Here is a 20703-nt window from a genome sequence, read left to right as displayed (position 1 = left end):
CATGGACTTCGGAAGCATCTTCTCCAACACCGCCGTCTACCTCATCAGCCCGGTCACGATCGCGTACGCCCTGGCGGCGACGGGCCTGGCCGTGCACTTCGGCTACGCGGGCCTGCTGAACTTCGGCATGGCGGCGTTCATGGCGATCGGCGGCTACGGCTACGCCATCTCCGTGCTCTCGTTCGGGCTCCCCTGGTGGCTCGGCATGCTGATCGGCATGGCCGGCGGCGCCCTGTTCGCCGTGCTCCTCGGCATCCCGACCCTGCGGTTGCGCGCCGACTACCTCGCCATCGCGACGATCGCGGCGGGAGAGATCGTGCGACTGCTGTTCACCACTCAGCTGTTCGACGAGTGGACGAACTCCGCAGACGGACTCGCCCAGTACAACGGCGGCTTCCGCGACGCGAACCCCTTCCCCGAGGGCACCTACGGGTTCGGCCCGTGGACGTTCTCGGCCGACGACCTGTGGAACCGAGTGTTCGGCATCCTGCTGCTGGCCGTGTCGATCCTGCTGGTCTGGTCTCTGATGCGCAGCCCCTGGGGTCGCGTGCTCAAGGGCATCCGCGAAGACGAGGACGCGGTGCGCTCGCTCGGCAAGAACGTGTTCGCCTACAAGATGCAGGCGCTCGTCGTAGGCGGGGTGATCGGCGCCGCCGGCGGCATCGTGTTCGTGCTCCCCTCGGCCGTCGTGCCAGGCAACTACACGACCTCGCTCACCTTCTTCCTGTGGACGATCCTGCTGCTCGGCGGCGCCGCCACGGTGTTCGGGCCGACGCTCGGGGCCGTGCTGTTCTGGGTCGTGTTCGCATTCCTCGCGAACCTGCTGCCCGGCATGGCGAAGGCCGGCGTGCTTCCGATGTCCGACAGCCAGGCCTCGACACTCGTGTTCATCTTCGTCGGCGTCGCACTCATGCTGCTCGTGATCTTCCGCCCGCAGGGCATCCTCGGAGACAAGAGGGAGATGACCTTTGTCAAGTGAACTGAACCCCGAGGGCTCCGCGGAGTCCGCCGCCCCCGCGACGGGAAGCATCCGCCGTCCGAAGACGACGGGCCTCGCGAAGGGACCTGCGGCGCCCGGCGTTGCGAAGGTCGATCCGATCCTGGTGGTCGACGCGGTGCAGCGTCGCTTCGGCGGTCTCACCGCGGTCGACGTGGACCACGTGGAGATCCCCCGTGGCGCCATCACGGCCCTGATCGGGCCGAACGGCGCCGGCAAGACGACACTCTTCAATCTGCTGTGCGGGTTCGACCGCCCCAACAGCGGCTCCTGGTCGTTCGACGGGAACAACCTCGCGGGAGTGCCCTCGTTCAAGGTCGCGCGGATGGGCCAGGTCCGCACGTTCCAGCTGACGAAATCCCTGTCGCTGCTGACCGTGCTCGAGAACATGAAGCTCGGCGCCCCGCACCAGAAGGGCGAGGGCTTCTGGGCCTCGCTCTTCCCGTTCCTCTGGCGCTCGCAGGACACCGAGATCGAGACGAAGGCGCGCGAGCTGCTCGCGCGCTTCAAGCTCGACGCCAAGGAGAAGGACTTCGCGGCAGCGCTCTCCGGAGGTCAGCGCAAGCTGCTCGAGATGGCTCGGGCGCTGATGAGCGACCCCACGCTGGTGATGCTCGACGAACCGATGGCCGGCGTCAACCCGGCCCTCACCCAGTCTCTGCTCGACCACATCCTCGACCTCAAGGACCAGGGGATGACCGTGCTCTTCGTCGAGCACGACATGCACATGGTCAGGCACATCGCCGACTGGGTCGTCGTCATGGCCGAGGGGCGCGTGGTGGCGGAGGGTCCGCCGGAGGACGTCATGGAGGACCCCGCGGTCGTCGACGCCTACCTCGGCGCGCACCAGGACCTCGACCTCGGAGCCGTCACCGGTCGCATCCCCGTGCTGGAGGACGCCGCGGCCGCACGACTGCGCGAGAAGATCGAGGCCGAAGCCGAGGCGGAGCTCGCCGCGGAAGAGACCGATTCCCCCGAGGAGGGTCGCGCATGAGCGATGAGAAGGTGATCGTCGAGCTGAAGGACGTCCATGCCGGGTACCTGCCGGGCGTGAACATCCTCAACGGGGCGAATCTGGTGGCCAGGCAGGGCGAATTGATCGGGATCATCGGCCCGAACGGCGCCGGCAAGTCGACCCTGCTGAAGTCGATCTTCGGCATGGTGAACGTGCGCTCCGGCGACATCACCGTGAACGGCGAGAGCATCGTCGGCCTCAAGGCCGACAAGCTCGTCAAGCGCGGAGTGGCGTTCGTCCCGCAGACGAACAACGTCTTCCCCTCGCTGACCATCGAGGAGAACCTGCAGATGGGGCTCTTCCAGAACCCCAAGATCTACGCCGAGCGGCTCGAGTTCGTCAGCGGCATCTTCGCGGAGCTCGGCAAGCGGCTCAAGCAGCGCGCCGGCTCTCTGTCGGGTGGAGAGCGCCAGATGGTCGCGATGTCGCGCGCTCTGATGATGGACCCGTCGGTGCTCCTGCTCGACGAGCCGTCCGCGGGCCTCTCCCCCGTGCGGCAGGATGACGCGTTCATCCGCGTCTCCGACATCAACAAGGCCGGCGTGACCACGATCATGGTCGAGCAGAACGCCCGTCGCTGCCTGCAGATCTGCGACCGCGGGTACGTCCTCGACCAGGGCAAGGACGCGTACGAGGGCACGGGGCGCGACCTGCTGAACGATCCCAAGGTCATCGGGCTCTACCTCGGCACGCTGGGCACCGACGCCGCCTGAGACGCGTTCCGTCTCGTCACTGCGCTCCTCGTTCTACGAGCGAGACGAACGCGCAGGACACGGAGAAGGCCCCGGATGCGAGCATCCGGGGCCTTCTCAGCGATATCAGTTGGTGCGGGTGATGGTGTTGTCCGCGCCGTACTTGTAGATGCCGATCGTGGCGCCCTGCGGGTCGCCGTTCTCGTCGAAGGTGACCTCGCCGGAGTATCCGTCGTAGTCGGCCACCTTGCCGGAGTTGATGATCTTGGCGCAGTCGGCGAAGGTCGTGCACTTCTCGCCGTCGCCGGAGCCGCCCGAGACCTCCTGCATCTTCGCCGCGATGTCGGCGCCCTTGGTGGAGCCGGCAGCGAGCGACGCGAGAGCCACGAGCACGACAGCGTCGTACGCCTCACCCGCGTAGGTGAAGTCCTTCACCTCGGCGTTGCCCTCGCCCGTCCAGAAGGTCTGCAGACGCTTCGTGAAGTCGTCGGCGAGCTTGGGGCCGGCCTTGGTGCCCTGGGCGCCCTCGAGCGAGACGGGGATGTCGGTGCCGTAGTCGGACAGGTTCCCGTCGACCATGTAGAACTTGTCGGCCGTGATGCCGGCGTTCACCAGCAGCGGGGCGATCGTCTTGAACTGGTCGAACGAGACGATGGCGACGGCGTCCGGGTTCTGCGCCTTGATGGTCTCGACCTGCGCGTCGAACTGCGCGTCGCCGACGTTGAACGACGCCTCGGCGACGACCTTGCCGCCGGTGCCCTCGAACGTCTTCTTGATGGCGTCGTTGAGGCCGGTGCCGTACGCGTCGTTCTGGTAGATGATGCCGAGGGTCTTGTGACCGTCTTCGGCGATCAGGTTGCCGAGCACCTCGCCCTGCAGCAGGTCGCTGGGGGCGGTGCGGAAGTACAGGCCCTTGTCGTCCCACGTGGTGAAGTCGGGAGAGGTGTTCGAGGCCGAGATCTGGAGGATGCCCGCGGCGACGTTGCCGTCGAGGATGAGCTTCGAGACGCCGGACGCCGCGGCGCCGACGATGGCGGACACGCCTGCACCCTGCAGCTTGGTGATCGAGGTCTCATAGGCCTTCGTGTCGGTGTCGCCTTCGTCCTCGGCAGTGAGGTCGATGGTGATTCCGGCCTTGGCGTCGTTGATCTCCTTGACCGCGAGGCCGACGCCCGACTCCATGGGCGGGCCGAGGAAGGCCAGAGCGCCGGTCTGCGGCAGCAGCGACCCGAGCTTGAGAGTGAGGTCGGCGGACGGCTTGCTGCCGCCGTCGCCGGAGTCGGACGGCGTGCTGCTCGCACAGCCCGAGATGACGAGTGCCGACGCGCTGACCAGCGCGACCCCGGCGAGGACCTTCGCTGCGCGCGAGCCCTTCAGTGCGTTCATGTTGCTCCCTTGGATATCTGAGCGTGGAATGCGACCACGATCGGGTGCTCTAACCCTAGAGCGTGGCAGGAGCGCGTAGTGGGTGCTTAGGTTTCGGTGCGTTAACGATCCGGCACCGGGTTCCGCCGTCGATGCACCCGAGGTTCAGACGAGTTCTGCAGGGCCGCTTCCACGGCTCCGCCGCCCCGCGAGGAGAAGGTCGGCCACGAACACGCCGATCGCGATCCAGACGAGGATGAAGCCCGCCCAGCGTGCGGGAGGCATCTCCTCATGCAGGAAGGCGACGCCGATCACGAACTGCATGATCGGGGTGATGAACTGGATCATCCCGATGATGGTGAGGTCGATCCGTCGTGTCCCCGCCGCGAACAGCAGCAGCGGCACCGCCGTCGCGACGCCGGCGAAGCCCAGCAGCAGTGCGTGGGGGACGCCGTTCGCCCCCATGGTGATGCCTGCGGGGGTGAAGGCCACCAGGATGAGCTGCACGATCGCGATGGGGATGAGCCAGAAGGACTCGAGGGTCAGACCGCTCACGGCATCCACCGCCGGTCCGATCTTCTTCTTGATGAGTCCGTAGATGCCGAAGGACGCGGTGAGCGAGAGCGCGATCCAGGGGAACTCCCCGTAGGCGACGACGATCACGATCACCGCGACGGCGGCGATGCCGATGGCCGCCCACTGCATCCGGCGGATCCGCTCGTGCAGCACGAAGACGCCCAGCAGCACCGTGGTGATCGGATTGATGAAGTAGCCGAGGCTCGTCTCCACCACCCGGTCGTTCAGGGTGCCGAGGACGAACACCTGCCAGTTCACGTAGATCAGCAGGCCCGCGAGCGCCGTGAGGCCGAGCAGCTTCGGCTGCCGGATGATGACGCCGAAGGCCTTCCATCCGCGTGTGACGGTGAGCAGGATCAGGCAGAAGACGAAAGACAGCAGCACACGCCAGGCGACGACCTCCCACGCGCCCGTGGGCACCAGCAGCAGGAAGTACAGCGGCAGCACGCCCCAGAGCAGGTAGGCGGCGACGGCGTAGACGGCCCCCGCGGTCTGGCCGGTGCGGGCGGGGGCGTCAGGGGTCACCGCACAACCCTATGCCCGTGGGCGGAGGCTGAGCGCGTGTTCACCCGCCACGACCGCGGTTCGGCAGGAATCGATCGCCGCGTGACTGCTCCGGACATGCAGAAGGGGTTCGGATGCCGAAGCATCCGAACCCCTTCTGCGATGTGCGCTGGATCAGCGGACGACGACCGCGAGGACGTCGCGAGCCGACAGGACGAGGAACTCGTCTGCGCCGAACTTCACCTCGGTGCCGCCGTACTTGCTGTAGAGCACGCGGTCGCCCACGGCGACGTCGAGCGGGACGCGGTTGCCGTTGTCATCGATGCGGCCGGGGCCCACGGCCACGACCTCGCCCTCCTGGGGCTTCTCCTTGGCGGTGTCGGGGATGACCAGGCCACTCGCGGTGGTCTGCTCGGCCTCGACCTGCTTGATGACGATGCGGTCCTCGAGCGGCTTGATGGAAACCGACACGGTCTACCTCTTCTTTCTTGACGCTGACACGAAAGACTTGTTCGCACTCTCAACCCGAGAGTGCTAATCCAGTCTAAGCGCTCAGCTGGCACTCATGCAATGCGAGTGCCAGCCGGGCACGACCTAAGCTGAACGGGTGGAGATGTCCGAGCTGCGCGCCCTGCTCACCCCCGACGGACTCGAGCTCCTCGACGCCCTCGGGCCGATCGAGTCGACGGGCGAGGTCGCCAGGGCCGTGTCGCGACTGCGCGCTGCGGGCCACTCCCCCGAACTCGTCTCGGCGGTCGTGGGTCAGGCCCACCTGCGCGCCAGGGCACGGGCGAAGTTCGGCGACTTCGCCGAGCGGATGCTGTTCACCCGCGCCGGCCTCGAGCAGGCGACGAGGCTGGGGGTCGCCGCACGGCACGCCCAGCGCATCCGCAGCGCCGGTCTGACGAGCGTCGCCGATCTCGGCTGCGGAATCGGCGGCGACGCCCTCGCCTTCGCCGGGGCAGGACTCGAGGTGACGGCCGTCGACGCCGACGAGGTCACAGCCGCGATCGCCGCGTACAACCTCGCGCCGTTCGGATCGGACGTGCGCCACAGCACGGCGGAGGATGCGTACCGGGAGCTGAGCACGGCGACCGCGCCCGCCGCTCGCGCGATCTGGATGGACCCCGCGCGACGCACCTCCGGGCACAGCGAGACCCGCCGCGTCTCGGCCGACGACTACTCACCGTCGCTGGACTGGGCCTTCGACGTGGCATCGCGCACGCCGACCGGCATCAAGCTCGGACCCGCGCACGATCGCGACAGCCTCCCCGCCGACGCAGAGGCACAGTGGGTGAGCGCGGACGGCAGCGTCGTGGAGCTCGTGGTCTGGACCGGTGTCCTCGCCAGAGAGGGCGTTCGCAGAGCGGCGCTCCTCATCCGCGGCGAGCGCTCCTACGAGCTCACCGCGGGCGCCGACGCCGAGGACGCGCCGGTGCGCCCGCTCGGCGCCTTCCTGCACGAACCGGACGGAGCCGTCATCCGCGCGCGGCTCATCGGCGACGTCGCCCGCAGCCTGGAGGCGGGCATGCTCGACGAGCGCATCGCATACCTCACCTCGGATGCGGCGCTCACGAGTCCGTTCGTGCAGTCGTTCCGCGTGCGCGAGACGATGCCCGCCAATCCCAAGGCGATCAGCGCGGTGCTCAAGAGGAACGGCATCGGCACCCTGGAGATCAAGAAGCGCGGCATGGACGTCGACCCTGCGGCCTTCCGCAGGAAGCTCGTGCTGAAGGGCGCGGAGTCGGCGACGCTGATCCTCACCCGCATCGGCGACGAGCGTCTGGCGATCCTCGCCGACCGGGTGTCTGCGGCCTAGTCAGCCGGCAGGGTCCACGGGGACCTGGACCTCGATCGGATCCCCCGACTCGGTGTCGATCACCACGAGCGATCCGCCGGTCGGACCCTCGGTGATCGTCAGGTAGGGCATGCCCCAGCCGGTGAACTCCACGGTCAGGGACCACGGCGAGTCATCCGCGTCTCCGGAGCTCAGCCGGATCGGCGCCTGCTTCCCGCTGTTGTCCGGCGCGGCGCATTTCGATGCATCCACGACATCGACGATCAGGCATCTCTCCATCGAGCCCGTGTCGGTGAAGCGGTCGGCGACCCACACGGGCTCTCCGCGGAAGTGTCCGATCAGGGACATCCCCGGCTGGTACCCCTCGTCGATGAGCGCCTGGGCACGCACCTTCTCCTCGCCCTCGAACTGATCGAGCATGGAGTCGTCGTAGTTCCAGCGGTTGATCGCGACCATCACCTCGCCGGCGGTGGTCAGCATGCCCGTGGCGTTCACACTGCTCCCACCCATCGAACCGCCCTCGTCAGAAGGCACCGAGATCGACGCGTTCAACGGGAACGTGGCGAACTCGTCATCGGTGACGCAGTTGATGGAGGACTGCTCCCCCACATCGAGCGTCAGGCACGACTGCGGCTCCGGCGCGCTCTTGGTGGCGAACCAGACGAGGGCGTCTCCATCGCGCGCGACGGCGCGCAGCGAGCCGTCGTCGAACTTCTGCGCCGTGTAGAGCTCCAGCTTGCGCTCCACCTCCTCCGCGCTGAGCGGGATGTCGCTCGCACGCGGAGAGAACAGCGCCCAACCCGCGCCGAGTCCGATCGCCAGCAGGACGGCGGACGCAACGGCCACGGGCTTCCCGTGCGACCGCAGAGTCCTCCAGATGCCCGGCGCCGCCTCGTCTGCCGCGCTCTCGGTCATGGGCTCTTCGGCCACGGACGCCGCTGCGGTGCTCTCCTCGTCGAGGACTCCCCGCGTGACGGGAGGCTGCACCTCGCCCGCCCGCATGCCGTCCAGGCGGGCTCCGTCCACCGGCCCCGTGTCGCGGACCGCCGTCCGCGCGGAACGCTCCGCCGTGGCCTCGGGGCGGGCGCTCTCGCGGAGGGCGTGCTCGAGCTCGTGCAGACGCCGAGCCTCGGCATCCGTGAGCGACGCCTCGCGGCCATACGCCTTGCGTTGGAGCGCACGACGCTCCTCGCCGTCATGATCGTGCGGCATCGGCCCCCCTGATGACATCGATGTCCGGTCGGCGTCGAGCATCCGCTACCCGAACCTCTCGAACTGCAGACCGGCCCACACCAGCCAGCCCAGACTGTACGTCGTCGCCGCGAGGCCGAGCACGAGAGCCCACGTCGCGACGGCTCTGCTCTCGGCCGGACGCCGCAGCGACATGATCGCCGCGATCACGGCCACCACCGCGACCGGGATCACCCAGCCGACGAAGAACGAGGCGCACAGCGAGACGATCGCGGCGAGCAGCGCCCAGGGCGCGAGCCGCGTCTCGTCGACGGATGCGGGCGCTGCCGAGGGCTCCCACCCGTCGTATTCGTCGTCGTCTTCGAGGTGCGGCCCGCTGGCGACGACCGGCTCCACGGTCACCGGCCCGGTGGGCAGCTTCGTGTACGCGTCGCGTCTGGCGCCGGGGAGACGAGCAGACCCCGCCGGGCGCTCGACCTCGCCGCTGGGTCCTTCGATGCGGGCGCGCAGCCCGTCGTCCGGTGTGGTCATGAGCGCTCGGCCACCTGGATCTCCGTGACGGGGAGGGTCGAGTCGGCGCCGAAGGCGAGGGTCGACGGCCGCCGACCAGAGGAGATCAGCTCTGCGGCGAGCGCCGCGATCATGGCGCCGTTGTCGGTGCACAGCGACAGCGGCGGGATGCGCACCGTCACCCCCGCCTTCTCGGCACGGGCGAGCGCGACCTCGCGCAGCCTGCGGTTCGCGATGACGCCTCCGCCGAGCAGCAGTCGCGGGACTCCGAGATCCTCGCACGCCGCCAGCGCCTTCGTCACGAGCACGTCGACGACGGCCTCGCGGAAGCTCGCCGCCACATCGGCCACCGGCACCTCGACGCCATCGGCCTCGCAGCGCTCGACCCAGCGGGCGACGGCGGTCTTGAGTCCGGAGAAGGAGAAGTCGTAGCGGTGCTTCGCCAGATCGGACGCCTTGGACAGGCCACGGGGGAAGCGGATCGCGTTCGGGTCGCCGTCGGCCGCAGCCCTGTCGATCTCGGGCCCGCCGGGGTAGGGCAGAGAGAGGAGCCTTGCGACCTTGTCGAAGGCCTCGCCCGCGGCATCGTCCATGGTCTCGCCGAGCAGCTCGACGTCGGTCGTGAGGTCGCGGACGTGCAGGAGCGAGGTGTGCCCACCCGAGACGAGGAGCGCGATGGTCGGGTACTCCAGCGGCGCGGAGTCCGCCGTGAGGATGTCGGCCGCGATGTGCCCCACCAGGTGGTTGACCGCGTACAGGGGCTTGTCGATCGACACCGCGAGGCCCTTGGCCGCACCGACGCCGACCATGAGCGCCCCCGCGAGTCCCGGGCCGCTGGTGACCGCCACCGCGTCGAGATCCTGCAGACGGATGCCGGCCTCGTCGAGAGCCGCGTCGATCGACGGCTGCAGCGCCTCCAGATGAGCGCGCGCGGCCACCTCCGGAACGACGCCGCCATAGCGGGCGTGCTCGTCCATGCTCGAAGCGATCGTGTTCGAGAGCAGGGTGCGTCCGCGGACGATGCCGATACCGGTCTCGTCGCAGCTCGTCTCGATGCCGAGCACAAGGGGGGCGGCGGTCATGCGGTCTGCTCCTTCGGCGTCGCGGTGCGCCGCGCATCCCACGCGCGCAGGTCGAGGCGCATCACGATCGCATCCACATCGTCCGGCTGATAGTAGCGGGGGCGGCGGCCGATCTCCTCGAAACCCTCCGAGACGTACAGCCCCGCCGCGGCGGGGTTGTCGTCGCGCACCTCGAGGAACACCTCTCGTGCGCCCCGCCCCACTGCCGCCTCGAGCAGCGCGCGCAGCAGGGCCCGTCCTCGGCCCTCACCGCGACGATCGGCGTCGAACGCGATGGTCTGGATGTCGGCATCCGACCCGCCCTGCAGCGCCCGCACACCGCCGTAGCCGATCATCACGCCGTCGACCTCGTCGACGAGGTAGCGGGCGTGCGGGCTGGCGAGCTCGGACGCCATCGACTCGGCGCTCCACGCGTCGGTCGGGAACGCGCGGTTCTCGATCGCCATGATCCCGTCGAGATCGGCCGGAGTCGCGGGACGCAGCGTCATGATCCCACCCGCTTCGGCGCTCCGGGGAGCACGACGTCGGGGTGCCGCAGGTACAGCGGCTCGTCGTCGGCCAGGACGCGTCCTGCCGCGAGTGCACGCGCCGCGACCCGCGCCAGGTCGGCGCCGGACAGTTCAGACACGTCGATCCGCCGGATGCCGCCCAGGTGCGCATCGGCCTCGACCGCGGGCACGAGAACAGTGTCGGCGACGACGGTGGGGATGCCGGCAGCATCCGTCCCGTCGAACACCGTGACCGCGACCTCTCGACGACGCGCGTCGGTGACGATGGCGAACGGACCGTCGGCGGACACCGAGAGCGCCGCCGCGAGATGGCTCGGCACCGGGACCACGGGGATGCCACGCCCGAGGGCGAAGGCACGAGCCGCCGCGATGCCGATGCGCAGGCCGGTGAAGGGCCCGGGGCCCATGCCGGACACGACGTGGGTGATCTCCCCCGCCCCCGCGCCCTTCAGGACATCGGCGAGCAGATCGCCGATCACCTCGGCGTGCCCGAGCGGGTCGGCGGTCGCCGCCTCGGCGCGGAGGGCGCCGTCGGCGTCGATGAGGGCCACGGCGGTACCGAGGGAGGTGTCGACGGCGAGGATCACGCTTCCAGGGTAGCCGGGGATGCTGAGCCGTTCTCCTCCGCGCGCTTCCAGCGGTCGCCGCCATCGGCGCGGGCGGACGCCGATGCCGTGCCGGCCGCTGCCGCCAGCGCGTCGTAGTCGTGCCCCCAGGCCGATGCGCTCGCCCAGCCGATGCTCGCCGACACCCGGATCCCGGAGGCGCCCGCATCGTGCTCGATCGCCGAGATCCGCTGCAGCAGAGCGCGGATGTGGTGCCGGATCTCCTCTTCGCTCCCGCGGATGACGATGATCGAGTGGGAGTCGTCGACGCGATCGGCGTCGGCACTCGCGGGGAGCACCTCCTCGATGTCGGAGTGGAAGCGCTCGACGATCGCCGCATATCCGGTGCTCGTCGACGCCTCCCTGAGGTCCAGCGGATCGTCCAGCCGCACGTCGAGGACGGACCAGGAGTGGTCGTTCTGGGCCTCCGCCTTGCGCAGCCTGCGCGCCGCACGCCCGGCCGCATCGCCCGTGGCCGGAGCGACCCGATCGGACCGCACGAGGAGCACGAGGGTGAACGCCGCGCAGATGCTGGTCACCACGGTGCCCACGCTGTTGACGCCGCGGAGCACGCTCAGCTGCTCGCCCGAGCTCACGCCGTTGTCCAGCAGCACGGAGACGGCGCCGGCGATCGCGACGACGACGAACGAGCACGCGGCCAGGAGAAGCGGCATCGTGATGTCGCGCGACACCGTCTTCAGTCGGATCAGCTCCCACGCGACGAGCCCGGCGAAGACGCTCGCACTGAGGAACGAGAGGCGGAACGTCACCTGGAACGCCGGTGTCCCCGCCGCGAGCACGAGCACGGTCGGGATGAGCACCATGAAGCCGAGAGACGGCCACCAGAGCGGGCGCGCGCCCCTGTGCATCCGCAGTCCCAGCCAGAGGAGCGGCTCGAAGCAGAGCAGCAGACCGGAGGCTCCGGCCGTCAGACGCGGCTCATGCAGCTGGAGACCGCCGACCCACAGGTAGGTGCCGAGCATCCCCAGTGCGAACGCCGCCCCCCAGGTGATCGTCGCCCTGCTCGGCCGCGCGAGCGTCGCGAGCCCGATCACGACCACCGTCACAACCGTCACCACCGCGACCATGCTGGTCATGACGTCGACGCTGATCGCGGTGTGCGTCAGCTCCCTCATGATCCGTCCTCCTCGGTCAGCGGGAACCGCACCGTGACACGGGTTCCCGCGCCGGGAGCGCTGCCCACCTCGATGCTCCCGTCGTGGTCGGACACGATGTCGCGGGCGATGCCCATGCCCAGCCCGGTGCCGGGGGCGCCCCCGACCACGGCCCGCGCGGTGCGGAAGTAGGGGTCGAAGACCCGCGCGACCTCGTCGGCCGTCATCCCGTCGCCCGTGTCGGCGATCGTGAGCACCGCCCCGCCGTCGTCCGCACCGAGACTCACCCGGATGCCGCCACCGCCCGGGGTGTACTTGACCGCGTTGCTCAGCAGATTGTCGAGCACCTGGCGCAGACGGAAGGCGTCTCCGCGCACCACGAGCCTGTCGAGTCCCTCCACGACGAGCTCCTGCCGGTTGCTCCTCGCGATCGCCGAGTACGACGCCGCCGACGCATCGACGACCTGGCGGAGATCGACCGGTTCCGGCAGCGACTCCGACGCGCGCCTCGCTTCGTCCTGCGTGCTCTCCACCAGCCGCTGCATCCGTTCGCTGGCGTTGGAGATGACCTCCAGCTGCGCGACGACGGAGCCGGGCAGGTCGTGCCGCTCCCGCAGGAGGTCGACGTGGCCGAGGATCGCCATCAACGGGTTGCGCAGCTCGTGCGACACGATCGCGGTGAGGGTGCGCCGCTCTTCGGCGGCCTCGATCAGCGCGGTGACGTCGTCGATGATGAGCAGGGTGCTGCGGTCGCGAGCCGTCGCGTCGGCGAGGCGCTGCGTGCTCGCCTGCAGTGCGCGCCACCGCCCCTCCTGATCGAAGAGCCAGATCCGCTCGCTCCTGAGCTCCTCGGCACGTGCCGCGAGCGACAGGGTCGTCCGCTCTGGTGACAGCGGCGCACCCCTGCGCTCGTCGTACTCCACGGCCGTCGACGGCAGAGCGGCCCCGAATCGATCACGCCCGTACAGCGTGCGATAGGCGTCGTTCATCTTCAGGATCCGACCGTCCGCGTTGACCACGACGAGCGCCACGTCCAGGGCGTCGATCACCTGCGTGACCCGCTGCTCCTGGGTCTGCGCACGATCGGCGGCCCTCTCCGCCTGCTCGGACTGCCGCTGCAGGAGCCGTCTCGCGGCCCGCGAGCGCTGTGCGCCGATGCGGATCGTCGTGCCGAGGAAGCTCAGCGTCAGCACGACGATGAGCACGCGCACGAGCACGTCGGCGGGTTCTCCGCTGCGGCTCGTGAAGAGGAGAAGACACGCGCTGATGAAGCCGATGCCCGCGAACACCCACGGCAGCGCGAAGTACGACGCGAGCCAGGCGACCGGGAACACCCAGAGGAGCTCGATGCGCATGCCGGGAGCGCTCGTCGCCAGACCAACGGCGAGCGCGTCGAGGAGGGGCACCGCGACGACGATCGACTGCGGGATGCGCGGCCACGGAACCATGAGCGTCGCCAGGGTGGTCGCGACGAGAACGACGAGCCCCAGCGCCACCAGCGGGTTGCCGAAGGTGTGCGGTGAGAAGGCGGCGATCACCACGACGACCGCGAGCATGCTGCCCGTGAAGATCAGCTGCCATCGCCAGATCGACAGCGTGCGGGACATCGTCGACCGCCTCTCCCTCGATCCTCAACGTTCTCGCAAGATTACTCAAAGAAGGCGGATGCTGCGTCCGCCGGGGGCGGCGCGGGCAATACGATCCTGATGGGGACGGAAACCGCGGCTGGGGAGCGCGGCTGGGGGCCGCGGTTGGGGAACCGCGGCCTCGACCGCCCGAGGCCTCCGGGACTCAGCCGGTCGGGAGATCAGCGGAGGTGAGGCGATAGCCCACACCGCGAACCGTCTCGATGAAGCGAGGGTCGGCGGGGGTGTCGCCGAGCTTGCGACGCAGATTCGTCATGTGCGCCTCGACGGTGCGCTTGTCGGGCTCGCCGACGTAGTCGGACACCCCTCCCACGGTGTCGCCGCGGAGGACGAGGGCCAGTTCGGCCTTGCTGCGCACACGGCGTCCCGAATCGAGCAGGGTCGCCAGGAGATCGAACTCGGTCGGGGTGAGCTCGACCTCTCCGCCCCCGACGAGCACCGTGTGCGTATCGGGATCGAGGGAGAGGTCGCGATGCGTCTGCAGGCCGGCCGGGAGCGACGGCATCGTGGCTCCGGTGGAGGAGGATCCGTGCGCGAGCGGCGCCTCGAAGCGCGGACGACGCATCACGGCCTCGATCCGGGCGCGCAGCTCGCGCGGGCGGACGGGCTTCACGAGATAGTCGTCGGCCCCCGCAGAGAGTCCGAGGACGACGTCCGGCTCCTCGGAGAGCGCGGAGAGCATGATGATGAACGTCGTGCTGACCTCGCGGATCCGTCGCGCGGCCTCGAAGCCGTCCATCCCCGGCAGATTCACGTCGAGCGTCGTGATCACGGGGTGGTGCGCGACGACGGCGGCGATGCCCTCGGGCGCAGAACCCGCCAGCACGGTCTCGAACCCTGCGGCGCGGAAGACCTCGTCCAGCAGCGTCTGCACGTCGACGTCGTCCTCGATGATGACGGCGACGCGCGCGGACTCCGAGACGATGCTCATCGACGCTCCTCTCGAGCGATCGTCACGATCCTGGGAGCGTCGGCGTCCAGCTCGGACGCGTCGAGGCCGTCCGCACGCCCGACTGGTCGCTCCAGCTCGACGTCCCACCACGCGTCGGCGAGATCCTCGGCCATGCCCCGGCCCCACTCGACGACCACGACGGACCGTGCGAGATCGAGATCGAGGTCTTCCAGCTCCGCACCGGAGCCGAGCCGGTAGGCATCGACGTGCACGAGCGGTGCGCGACCGACGAGCGACGGATGCGTGCGCGCTATGACGAACGTCGGGCTCTGCACGGGTCCGCGCACCCCGAGTCCCTCGGCCAGCCCCCTGGTGAAGGTGGTCTTTCCCGCACCGAGCGGACCGGTGAGGATCAGCAGGTCCCCAGCCTCCAGAGTCGCCCCGAGCGTCCGCCCGAGCTCCTCCATGTCGTCCGCGGTCTCGATCTCCCGACGTCCGAGGAGGGAGGGGTCGACGCTCACGTGGTCCTCCGCGGAACCCTGGCGCCGATGCGCGTGACGATCTCGTAGCCGATCGTATCCGCGGCATCCCCCCACTCCGCCGCCGACGGGACGCCGAGCGTGGGGTCGCCGAACAGCACGACCTCGTCGCCGATCGAGACGGGGGTGTCGCCGACGTCGACGACGAACTGGTCCATCGCGATGCGTCCCGCGTTCAGGAAACGGCGCCCCCCGATCGACACCGGAAGCCGGCCGGACGCGTTCCGCGGAACCCCGTCCGCGTACCCGAGCGGCACCAGAACCAGGGTCGTGTCCCGATCGGTGCGGTGGGCGTAGCCGTATGAGACGCCCGTGCCGGCCGGCACCCTGCGCACAGCCGCGATGGAACCGCGCAGGGTCATGGCCGGACGCAGGCCGAGCGACGCCGACGTGCGCTCCTCGAAGGGCGATACGCCGTAGATGCCGATGCCGATGCGCACCGCGTCGAGGCGCGTCTCCGGCAGGTCGATGGCGGCGGCGGTGGCCGCGATGTGCCGGATCTCTGGGCGGATGCCGAAGGAGGCCGCCGTCGCGACACCCTCCTCGAACCGGGCGAGAGCCGCCCTGTCGTCCTCGGGAGAGGTGTTGGAGAGATGGCTGAAGAGCCCCACGATCCGCAGACGTCCGATGCGCTCCAGCCGAGCGGCCTCCGCGAGCACGCGGCCCCAGTCGGCGGGGGCGATGCCGTTGCGCGACAGCCCGGTCTCGAACTTCAGATGCACGCCGACGGGATGGTCGACGTCAGCCGCCCTGGCAGCGGCCTCGAGCTGGTCGAACGACGAGATCCCCAGCTCGATGCCCTGCGCGGCCGCCTGCTCGAACCGCTCCCCCGGGGCATGCAGCCACGCCACGATCGGGGCCGTGATGCCCTGTCGTCGCAGATCGAGAGCCTCGGGGATCTCCGCGACCCCCAGTCGGGTCGCGCCCCCGGCCAGAGCCGCGACGGCCGCGGCCGCGGCGCCATGTCCGTAGGCGTTGGCCTTGACGACGGCGATGACCTGCACGCCGGTGAGCCTCGTGAAGTGGCGCACGTTCTCGCTGATGGCGCCGAGGTCGATGCTCGCCTCGCGGAACGGAACGGTCACAGCGGCTCTCCTTCGGCGACGACGAACGCGGCGGCGAGGCCTGCGTCGTGGGTGAGGGTCAGGTGCAGCGTGGTGATGCCGCGCTCGTCGACGACGGCGGCGGTCGTGCCGCTGAGCACGAACCGGGGTCGACCTGAGGCCTCGGATGCGATCTCGATCTCGGTCCAGTGCACGCCGTCCGAGCCGCCGAGCGCCTTGATGAGCGCCTCCTTGGCGGCGTAGCGCGCGGCCAGCGACGGCAGCCGCAGGGTCTGCTCGCTCGGCGTGAAGAGGCGCTGCAGCAGTCTGGGCGTGCGCTCGATGGTCCGCTCGAATCGCGGGATGTCCACGAGGTCGATGCCGGTCCCGATGATCACCCGTTCAGCCTAGTAGGCGCCGGTTCCGGCATCCCCTCCGTGTTCTTCGCGCCCTCCGTTCGTCGGCGCGAAGGCCTTGCTGTCGGCTGAGAGGCCCGGGTTCCGCAGACACTCCGTGATCTGAGCCGCCAGAGCGTCGCTCGACTCACCTTCCCCACGTCGCACGACTCGTCGTCCACAATCGCGAAGATCCCGGAATCCGTCCACAACGCCGCTCCGAGCCGCCACGGACACGGAAACGGACGGATGCTCGGAGGATGTTCGATCCTGCATACCTGCTTGAGCGCTTCGGCGGCATCAGCCACGGTTCCCGCATCCAGCAGTACGGATGCTCCAGAAGCGAGGTCAGAAGAGCAGCCGATGCCGGCCGCATCAATCGGGTCCGTCAGGGGGTGTACGCGCTCCCGGACCTCGACCCCGACATCGTCACTGCGGCGGCGCATGGAGGGGCGCTCACCTGCGCTTCCGCCCTGCGCGCGTGGGGAGTCTGGGTGCTGCCTGAGTCGGACCGATCGATCCACGTCTGGCTCGGCAAGGCCGGACGCGCGCATGCGCACCCCGACTGCGCCTGCAGCGTGCACTTCTCCGTCGGGAGATCGGCCCTCGGACTCGCGCCGGTCGCCGACTGCCTCATCCACGCCTATCGCTGCATCGACGGGGAGGCGTTCTTCGCCGCTTACGAATCGGCGTGGAACAAACGGCTGATCGACGCCCACGACCGCGCACGGATCCGCACCGCCCTGCCCCGCTCCGCCGAATGGATGCTCGATCTCGCACGCCCCGATGCGGAGAGCGGGCTCGAGTCGCTCCTACGGCTCCGACTGCACCTGCTCGGCATCCGACTCGACTGCCAAGTCGACATCGCCGGCGTCGGCCGGGTCGACTTCGTCGTCGGACGCCGGCTGATCCTCGAGGTCGACGGCAGAGAGAATCACGCCGGCGTCGACCGGAGGCACCGTGATCTGGTGAGGGATGCCGCAGCATCCGCCCTGGGATTCGAAACCCTGCGATTCGACTACGCGATGGTCGTGCACGAGTGGCCGAGCGTGGTCGCCGCCATCGAGCAGGCCCTCCTCCGCGCCGCGCGCTGATTCCGCGCCGCGCACGGTCCGCCCTGCGCGCCGTTCATACGCCGCTGACGCGTCGTTCTGTCGGCGCCGAGGCCACTCTGTCGGCGCGGTGGGCCCGGTCGGGCCGACAATCGGATCTCTGAGCCGACAAAGCAGCACGGGCCCGCGGCACGAAGCGACACGGACCCGGCCTCAGCATCGGACGAATCCCGCAGGAGGTCTACTCGACCGTGACCGACTTCGCGAGGTTGCGCGGCTGGTCGACGTCGAGGCCCTTCGCGGTGGCGAGAGCCATGGCGAAGATCTGCAGCGGGACGACCGACAGCAGCGGCTCGAACATCGCCCCGGCCAGCGGGATGCGGATGACCTCGTCGGCGAAGGGGAGCACGGCGGCATCCCCCTCTTCGGCGACCACGATCACCCGGGCGCCGCGAGCGCGGATCTCCTGGATGTTCGAGACGACCTTCGAGTGGATGAGCGCCGAGTGACGGGGCGAGGGCAGGAGCACGAACACGGGCTGCCCCGGTTCGATCAGTGCGATCGGGCCGTGCTTGAGCTCGCCGGCGGCGAAGCCCTCGGCGTGGATGTAGGAGATCTCCTTGAGCTTGAGCGCGCCCTCGAGCGCGATCGGGAAGCCCACGTGGCGGCCGAGGAAGAGCACCGAGCGGGTGTCGGCCATCCAGCCGGCGAGCTGCTGCACGTGGTCCTGCTCCTCCGCGAGGACACGGGCGATCTTCTCCGGAAGCGCCTGCAGCTCGGCGACGTCGACGGAGGCGTCGGCGACCGTTCCGCGGACGCGGCCCATGTGGAGGCCGAGCAGCAGCAGGGCGGTGATCTGCGCGGAGAACGCCTTGGTGGACGCGACCGCGACCTCCGGTCCGGCGTGCGTGTAGACGACGGCATCCGACTCGCGGGGAATCGTCGCACCCTGCGTGTTGCAGATCGAGAGCGTGCGCGCGCCGCGTTCGTTCGCGTACTTGACAGCCATGAGCGTGTCCATGGTCTCGCCGGACTGGCTGATCGAGACGACGAGCGTGTCGGCGCCGATCACCGGGTCGCGGTAGCGGAACTCGTGGGCGAGCTCGACGTCGACGGGGATCCGCGCCCACTGCTCGATCGCGTACTTGCCGACGAGAGCCGAGTAGGCGGCGGTGCCGCACGCCGTGATGATGATGCGGTTGATCCCCGCGAAGAGCTCATCGAGACCGTCGAGCTCGGGGATGACGACCTGGCCGTCGTGGATGCGACCGCGGATCGTGTTCGCGACGGCCTCCGGCTGTTCCGCGACCTCCTTGGCCATGAACGACGACCATCCGCCCTTCTCGGCGGCGGCGGCATCCCACGACACGTCGAAGGGCTCGGCCTCGACCGGGGTCCCGGCGAAGTCGGTGACGGTGACGGCATCCGGCGTGATCGACACGATCTGGTCCTGACCGATCGCGAGGGCCTTGCGCGTGTGCTCGACGAATGCGGCGACGTCGGAGCCGAGGAAGTTCTCTCCCTCGCCGAGGCCGATCACGAGGGGGGAGTTGCGGCGAGCGCCGACGACGAGTCCCGGGTGGTCCTGGTGCATCGCGAGGAGGGTGAACGCGCCCTCGAGGCGGTTCACGATGCTGCGGAAGGCGAGCTGCAGGTCTCCCCCGTTGCCCGCGTACTCGCGGCCGAGGAGCGCGGCGGCGACCTCGGTGTCGGTCTCGCTGCGGAAGACGACGCCGTCAGCCAGGAGCTCGTCACGGAGCGTGGCGAAGTTCTCGATGATGCCGTTGTGGATCAGGGCGAGCTTGTCGCCGTCCGCGAGGTGCGGGTGGGCGTTGACGTCGGTCGGTCCACCGTGCGTCGCCCAGCGGGTGTGCCCGATCCCGGTGCTGCCGTCGGGCAGGGCCGATTCGGCGAGCGAGTCGCGCAGGGCGCTGAGCTTGCCGGCCTTCTTGCGCATCCCGAGCGTCCCGGCGTCGTCGATGACGGCGACGCCCGCGGAGTCATAGCCGCGGTACTCGAGGCGAGCGAGTCCTGCGAGCAGGATGTCCTGGCTGGGGCGCGGGCCCACGTATCCGACGATTCCACACATACCCTCAAGGGTAAGCGCACACTTTTGGCAGGATTCCGAACGAATAGCGGATGTCGCGTGAGGCCGCGCTTCGACTCGCTGTGCTCGCTCAACGACCGGGAGGCGGATGCTCGACGACCGGAAAGGCGGAGGAAGAGTCGGTCAGAGCTTGCGCAGCAGCACGCTCTCGACGGAGTGGTCGACGCCCTTGTTCAGGACGAGCCGCGCTCGATGCTTCGTCGGCATCACGTTCTCGACGAGGTTCGGCATGTTGATCTCGTTCCAGTACCCGAGCGCCGTGGTGATCGCCTCGGTGTCGGTGAGGTGCGCGAACACGTTGAAGTACGAGGACGGATTCGAGAACGCCCCCTGGCGCAGCGCGAGGAAGCGGTCGACGTACCACTTCTCGATGTGCGCGGTGTCGGCGTCGACGAAGATCGAGAAGTCGAACAGGTCGCTCACGGCGACGTCGTTCGGCGCGGGCGGCGGCTGCAGGACGTTGAGGCCCTCGACGATCACCACGTCGGGGCGGCGCACCACGACGTGGGCGTCGGGGACGATGTCGTAGCGCATGTGCGAGTAGAAGGGCGCACGGACCTCAGGCGCACCGCTCTTCACCTCGGTGAGGAACTGGAGCAGCGATCTGCGGTCGTACGACTCGGGGAACCCCTTGCGGTCCATGAGGCCGCGGCGCTCGAGCTCGGCGTTCGGGTAGAGGAAGCCGTCGGTCGTGACGAGCTCGACGCGGGGCGTGCCCGGCCAGCGGCTCATCAGCTCGCGCAGCAGTCGGGCGATGGTCGACTTGCCCACGGCGACGGAGCCGGCGACGCCGACGACGAACGGCGTGGTGGAGTCGTCCTCCTGCAGGAAGGACGACGTCGCCGCGCCGAGCTTCTTGGTCGACGTCGCGTACAGGCTGAGCAGCCTGCTCAACGGGAGGTACACCTCGCGGACCTCGGTGAGGTCGAGCCGGTCGCCGATGCCGCGCAGCTCGACGACCTCGGTCTCGGTGAGCGGCTGATCGAGACCTGCCGCGAGCCGCGCCCACTCGGCGCGATCGATCTCCCGGTACGGAGACAGTGGCAGCGTGGGGTCGACGGTGGTCACGC

The 20703-nt window shown here is 69.5% G+C and carries 21 protein-coding genes; 5 read left to right on the top strand and 16 right to left on the bottom strand.

Annotated features, from left to right (window positions below; translation table 11 throughout):
- Position 1 precedes the first annotated feature (1 nt).
- Genes CQ047_RS02555 through CQ047_RS02545 form a run of 3 tightly spaced genes read left to right on the top strand, consistent with a single transcriptional unit; the run spans position 2 to position 2725 of the window.
- Positions 2-979, top strand: a complete 978-nt coding sequence (locus tag CQ047_RS02555; RefSeq protein WP_105672708.1) for a branched-chain amino acid ABC transporter permease — start codon at positions 2-4, stop codon at positions 977-979.
- A 49-nt stretch (positions 980-1028) separates the two neighbouring features.
- Positions 1029-1991: an ABC transporter ATP-binding protein gene (locus tag CQ047_RS02550; protein WP_105672784.1), complete on the top strand. Its 963-nt coding sequence runs from the start codon at positions 1029-1031 to the stop codon at positions 1989-1991.
- The gene (locus tag CQ047_RS02545) at positions 1988-2725 is read left to right on the top strand and encodes an ABC transporter ATP-binding protein (RefSeq protein WP_105672707.1); all 738 of its coding nucleotides are present in this window, start codon (positions 1988-1990) and stop codon (positions 2723-2725) included. The genes CQ047_RS02550 and CQ047_RS02545 overlap by 4 nt, the downstream gene beginning before the upstream one ends.
- Positions 2726-2830: 105 nt before the next feature.
- Here the strand turns inward: CQ047_RS02545 and CQ047_RS02540 are convergent, their stop codons facing one another.
- The 3 genes from CQ047_RS02540 to groES all read right to left on the bottom strand — a co-directional run bounded on the left by CQ047_RS02540 (position 2831) and on the right by groES (position 5620).
- Positions 2831-4090, bottom strand: a complete 1260-nt coding sequence (locus tag CQ047_RS02540) for an ABC transporter substrate-binding protein (RefSeq protein WP_105672706.1) — start codon at positions 4088-4090, stop codon at positions 2831-2833.
- A 144-nt stretch (positions 4091-4234) separates the two neighbouring features.
- Positions 4235-5170: an EamA family transporter RarD gene (rarD, locus tag CQ047_RS02535; protein WP_105672705.1), complete on the bottom strand. Its 936-nt coding sequence runs from the start codon at positions 5168-5170 to the stop codon at positions 4235-4237.
- A gap of 153 nt (positions 5171-5323) precedes the next feature.
- Positions 5324-5620 (bottom strand): co-chaperone GroES, encoded by a 297-nt coding sequence (gene groES / locus CQ047_RS02530; protein WP_017203655.1) that lies wholly within the window; start codon positions 5618-5620, stop codon positions 5324-5326.
- 142 nt (positions 5621-5762) lie between these two features.
- Here groES and CQ047_RS02525 point away from each other — a divergent pair, with 142 nt between their 5' ends.
- Complete coding sequence (locus tag CQ047_RS02525; RefSeq protein WP_374954049.1) at positions 5763-6968, top strand: SAM-dependent methyltransferase; 1206 nt, start codon at positions 5763-5765, stop codon at positions 6966-6968.
- Here the strand turns inward: CQ047_RS02525 and CQ047_RS02520 are convergent, their stop codons facing one another.
- The 11 genes from CQ047_RS02520 to CQ047_RS02470 all read right to left on the bottom strand — a co-directional run bounded on the left by CQ047_RS02520 (position 6969) and on the right by CQ047_RS02470 (position 16477).
- Positions 6969-8159, bottom strand: coding sequence for a hypothetical protein (locus CQ047_RS02520; protein WP_105672703.1), 1191 nt, complete (start codon positions 8157-8159; stop codon positions 6969-6971).
- Between the two features lie 45 nt (positions 8160-8204).
- A complete protein-coding gene (locus tag CQ047_RS02515) occupies positions 8205-8669 on the bottom strand; it encodes a hypothetical protein (protein WP_105672702.1) in 465 nt (154 codons plus the stop codon).
- Positions 8666-9730, bottom strand: coding sequence for a tRNA (adenosine(37)-N6)-threonylcarbamoyltransferase complex transferase subunit TsaD (gene tsaD, locus CQ047_RS02510; protein ID WP_105672701.1), 1065 nt, complete (start codon positions 9728-9730; stop codon positions 8666-8668). Before tsaD ends, CQ047_RS02515 begins: the two co-directional genes overlap by 4 nt.
- Positions 9727-10218 carry a ribosomal protein S18-alanine N-acetyltransferase gene (gene rimI / locus CQ047_RS02505; protein WP_105672700.1) on the bottom strand — a complete coding sequence of 164 codons (492 nt, stop codon included), beginning with the start codon at positions 10216-10218 and terminating at the stop codon, positions 9727-9729. Before rimI ends, tsaD begins: the two co-directional genes overlap by 4 nt.
- A complete protein-coding gene (gene tsaB / locus CQ047_RS02500; RefSeq protein WP_105672699.1) occupies positions 10215-10826 on the bottom strand; it encodes a tRNA (adenosine(37)-N6)-threonylcarbamoyltransferase complex dimerization subunit type 1 TsaB in 612 nt (203 codons plus the stop codon). Before tsaB ends, rimI begins: the two co-directional genes overlap by 4 nt.
- A complete protein-coding gene (locus CQ047_RS02495; protein ID WP_105672698.1) occupies positions 10823-11980 on the bottom strand; it encodes a hypothetical protein in 1158 nt (385 codons plus the stop codon). Before CQ047_RS02495 ends, tsaB begins: the two co-directional genes overlap by 4 nt.
- The gene (locus CQ047_RS02490; RefSeq protein ID WP_105672697.1) at positions 11977-13566 is read right to left on the bottom strand and encodes a HAMP domain-containing sensor histidine kinase; all 1590 of its coding nucleotides are present in this window, start codon (positions 13564-13566) and stop codon (positions 11977-11979) included. The genes CQ047_RS02495 and CQ047_RS02490 overlap by 4 nt, the downstream gene beginning before the upstream one ends.
- 184 nt (positions 13567-13750) lie before the next feature.
- Positions 13751-14536: a response regulator transcription factor gene (locus tag CQ047_RS02485; RefSeq protein WP_105672696.1), complete on the bottom strand. Its 786-nt coding sequence runs from the start codon at positions 14534-14536 to the stop codon at positions 13751-13753.
- Positions 14533-15018: a tRNA (adenosine(37)-N6)-threonylcarbamoyltransferase complex ATPase subunit type 1 TsaE gene (gene tsaE, locus CQ047_RS02480; RefSeq protein WP_223586964.1), complete on the bottom strand. Its 486-nt coding sequence runs from the start codon at positions 15016-15018 to the stop codon at positions 14533-14535. The genes CQ047_RS02485 and tsaE overlap by 4 nt, the downstream gene beginning before the upstream one ends.
- Positions 15015-16121, bottom strand: a complete 1107-nt coding sequence (alr, locus tag CQ047_RS02475; RefSeq protein WP_105672695.1) for an alanine racemase — start codon at positions 16119-16121, stop codon at positions 15015-15017. The genes tsaE and alr overlap by 4 nt, the downstream gene beginning before the upstream one ends.
- A complete protein-coding gene (locus tag CQ047_RS02470; RefSeq protein WP_105672694.1) occupies positions 16118-16477 on the bottom strand; it encodes a holo-ACP synthase in 360 nt (119 codons plus the stop codon). Before CQ047_RS02470 ends, alr begins: the two co-directional genes overlap by 4 nt.
- A gap of 257 nt (positions 16478-16734) precedes the next feature.
- On the opposite strand from CQ047_RS02470, the gene CQ047_RS02465 reads away from it, so the two are divergent.
- Positions 16735-17568 (top strand): DUF559 domain-containing protein, encoded by an 834-nt coding sequence (locus CQ047_RS02465; protein ID WP_105672693.1) that lies wholly within the window; start codon positions 16735-16737, stop codon positions 17566-17568.
- Positions 17569-17767: 199 nt separating this feature from the next.
- On the opposite strand, the gene glmS is transcribed toward CQ047_RS02465, so the two are convergent.
- Both glmS and coaA read right to left on the bottom strand, forming a co-directional pair.
- Positions 17768-19615, bottom strand: a complete 1848-nt coding sequence (gene glmS, locus CQ047_RS02460) for a glutamine--fructose-6-phosphate transaminase (isomerizing) (RefSeq protein WP_105672692.1) — start codon at positions 19613-19615, stop codon at positions 17768-17770.
- 141 nt (positions 19616-19756) lie between these two features.
- The gene (gene coaA / locus CQ047_RS02455) at positions 19757-20701 is read right to left on the bottom strand and encodes a type I pantothenate kinase (RefSeq protein ID WP_105672691.1); all 945 of its coding nucleotides are present in this window, start codon (positions 20699-20701) and stop codon (positions 19757-19759) included.
- Positions 20702-20703: the final 2 nt, after the last annotated feature.

The organism is Microbacterium sp. MYb72 (genome assembly GCF_002979415.1).
Taxonomy (GTDB): Bacteria; Actinomycetota; Actinomycetes; order Actinomycetales; family Microbacteriaceae; genus Microbacterium; species Microbacterium natoriense.
This window is presented reverse-complemented; position numbering and strand designations above follow the sequence as displayed.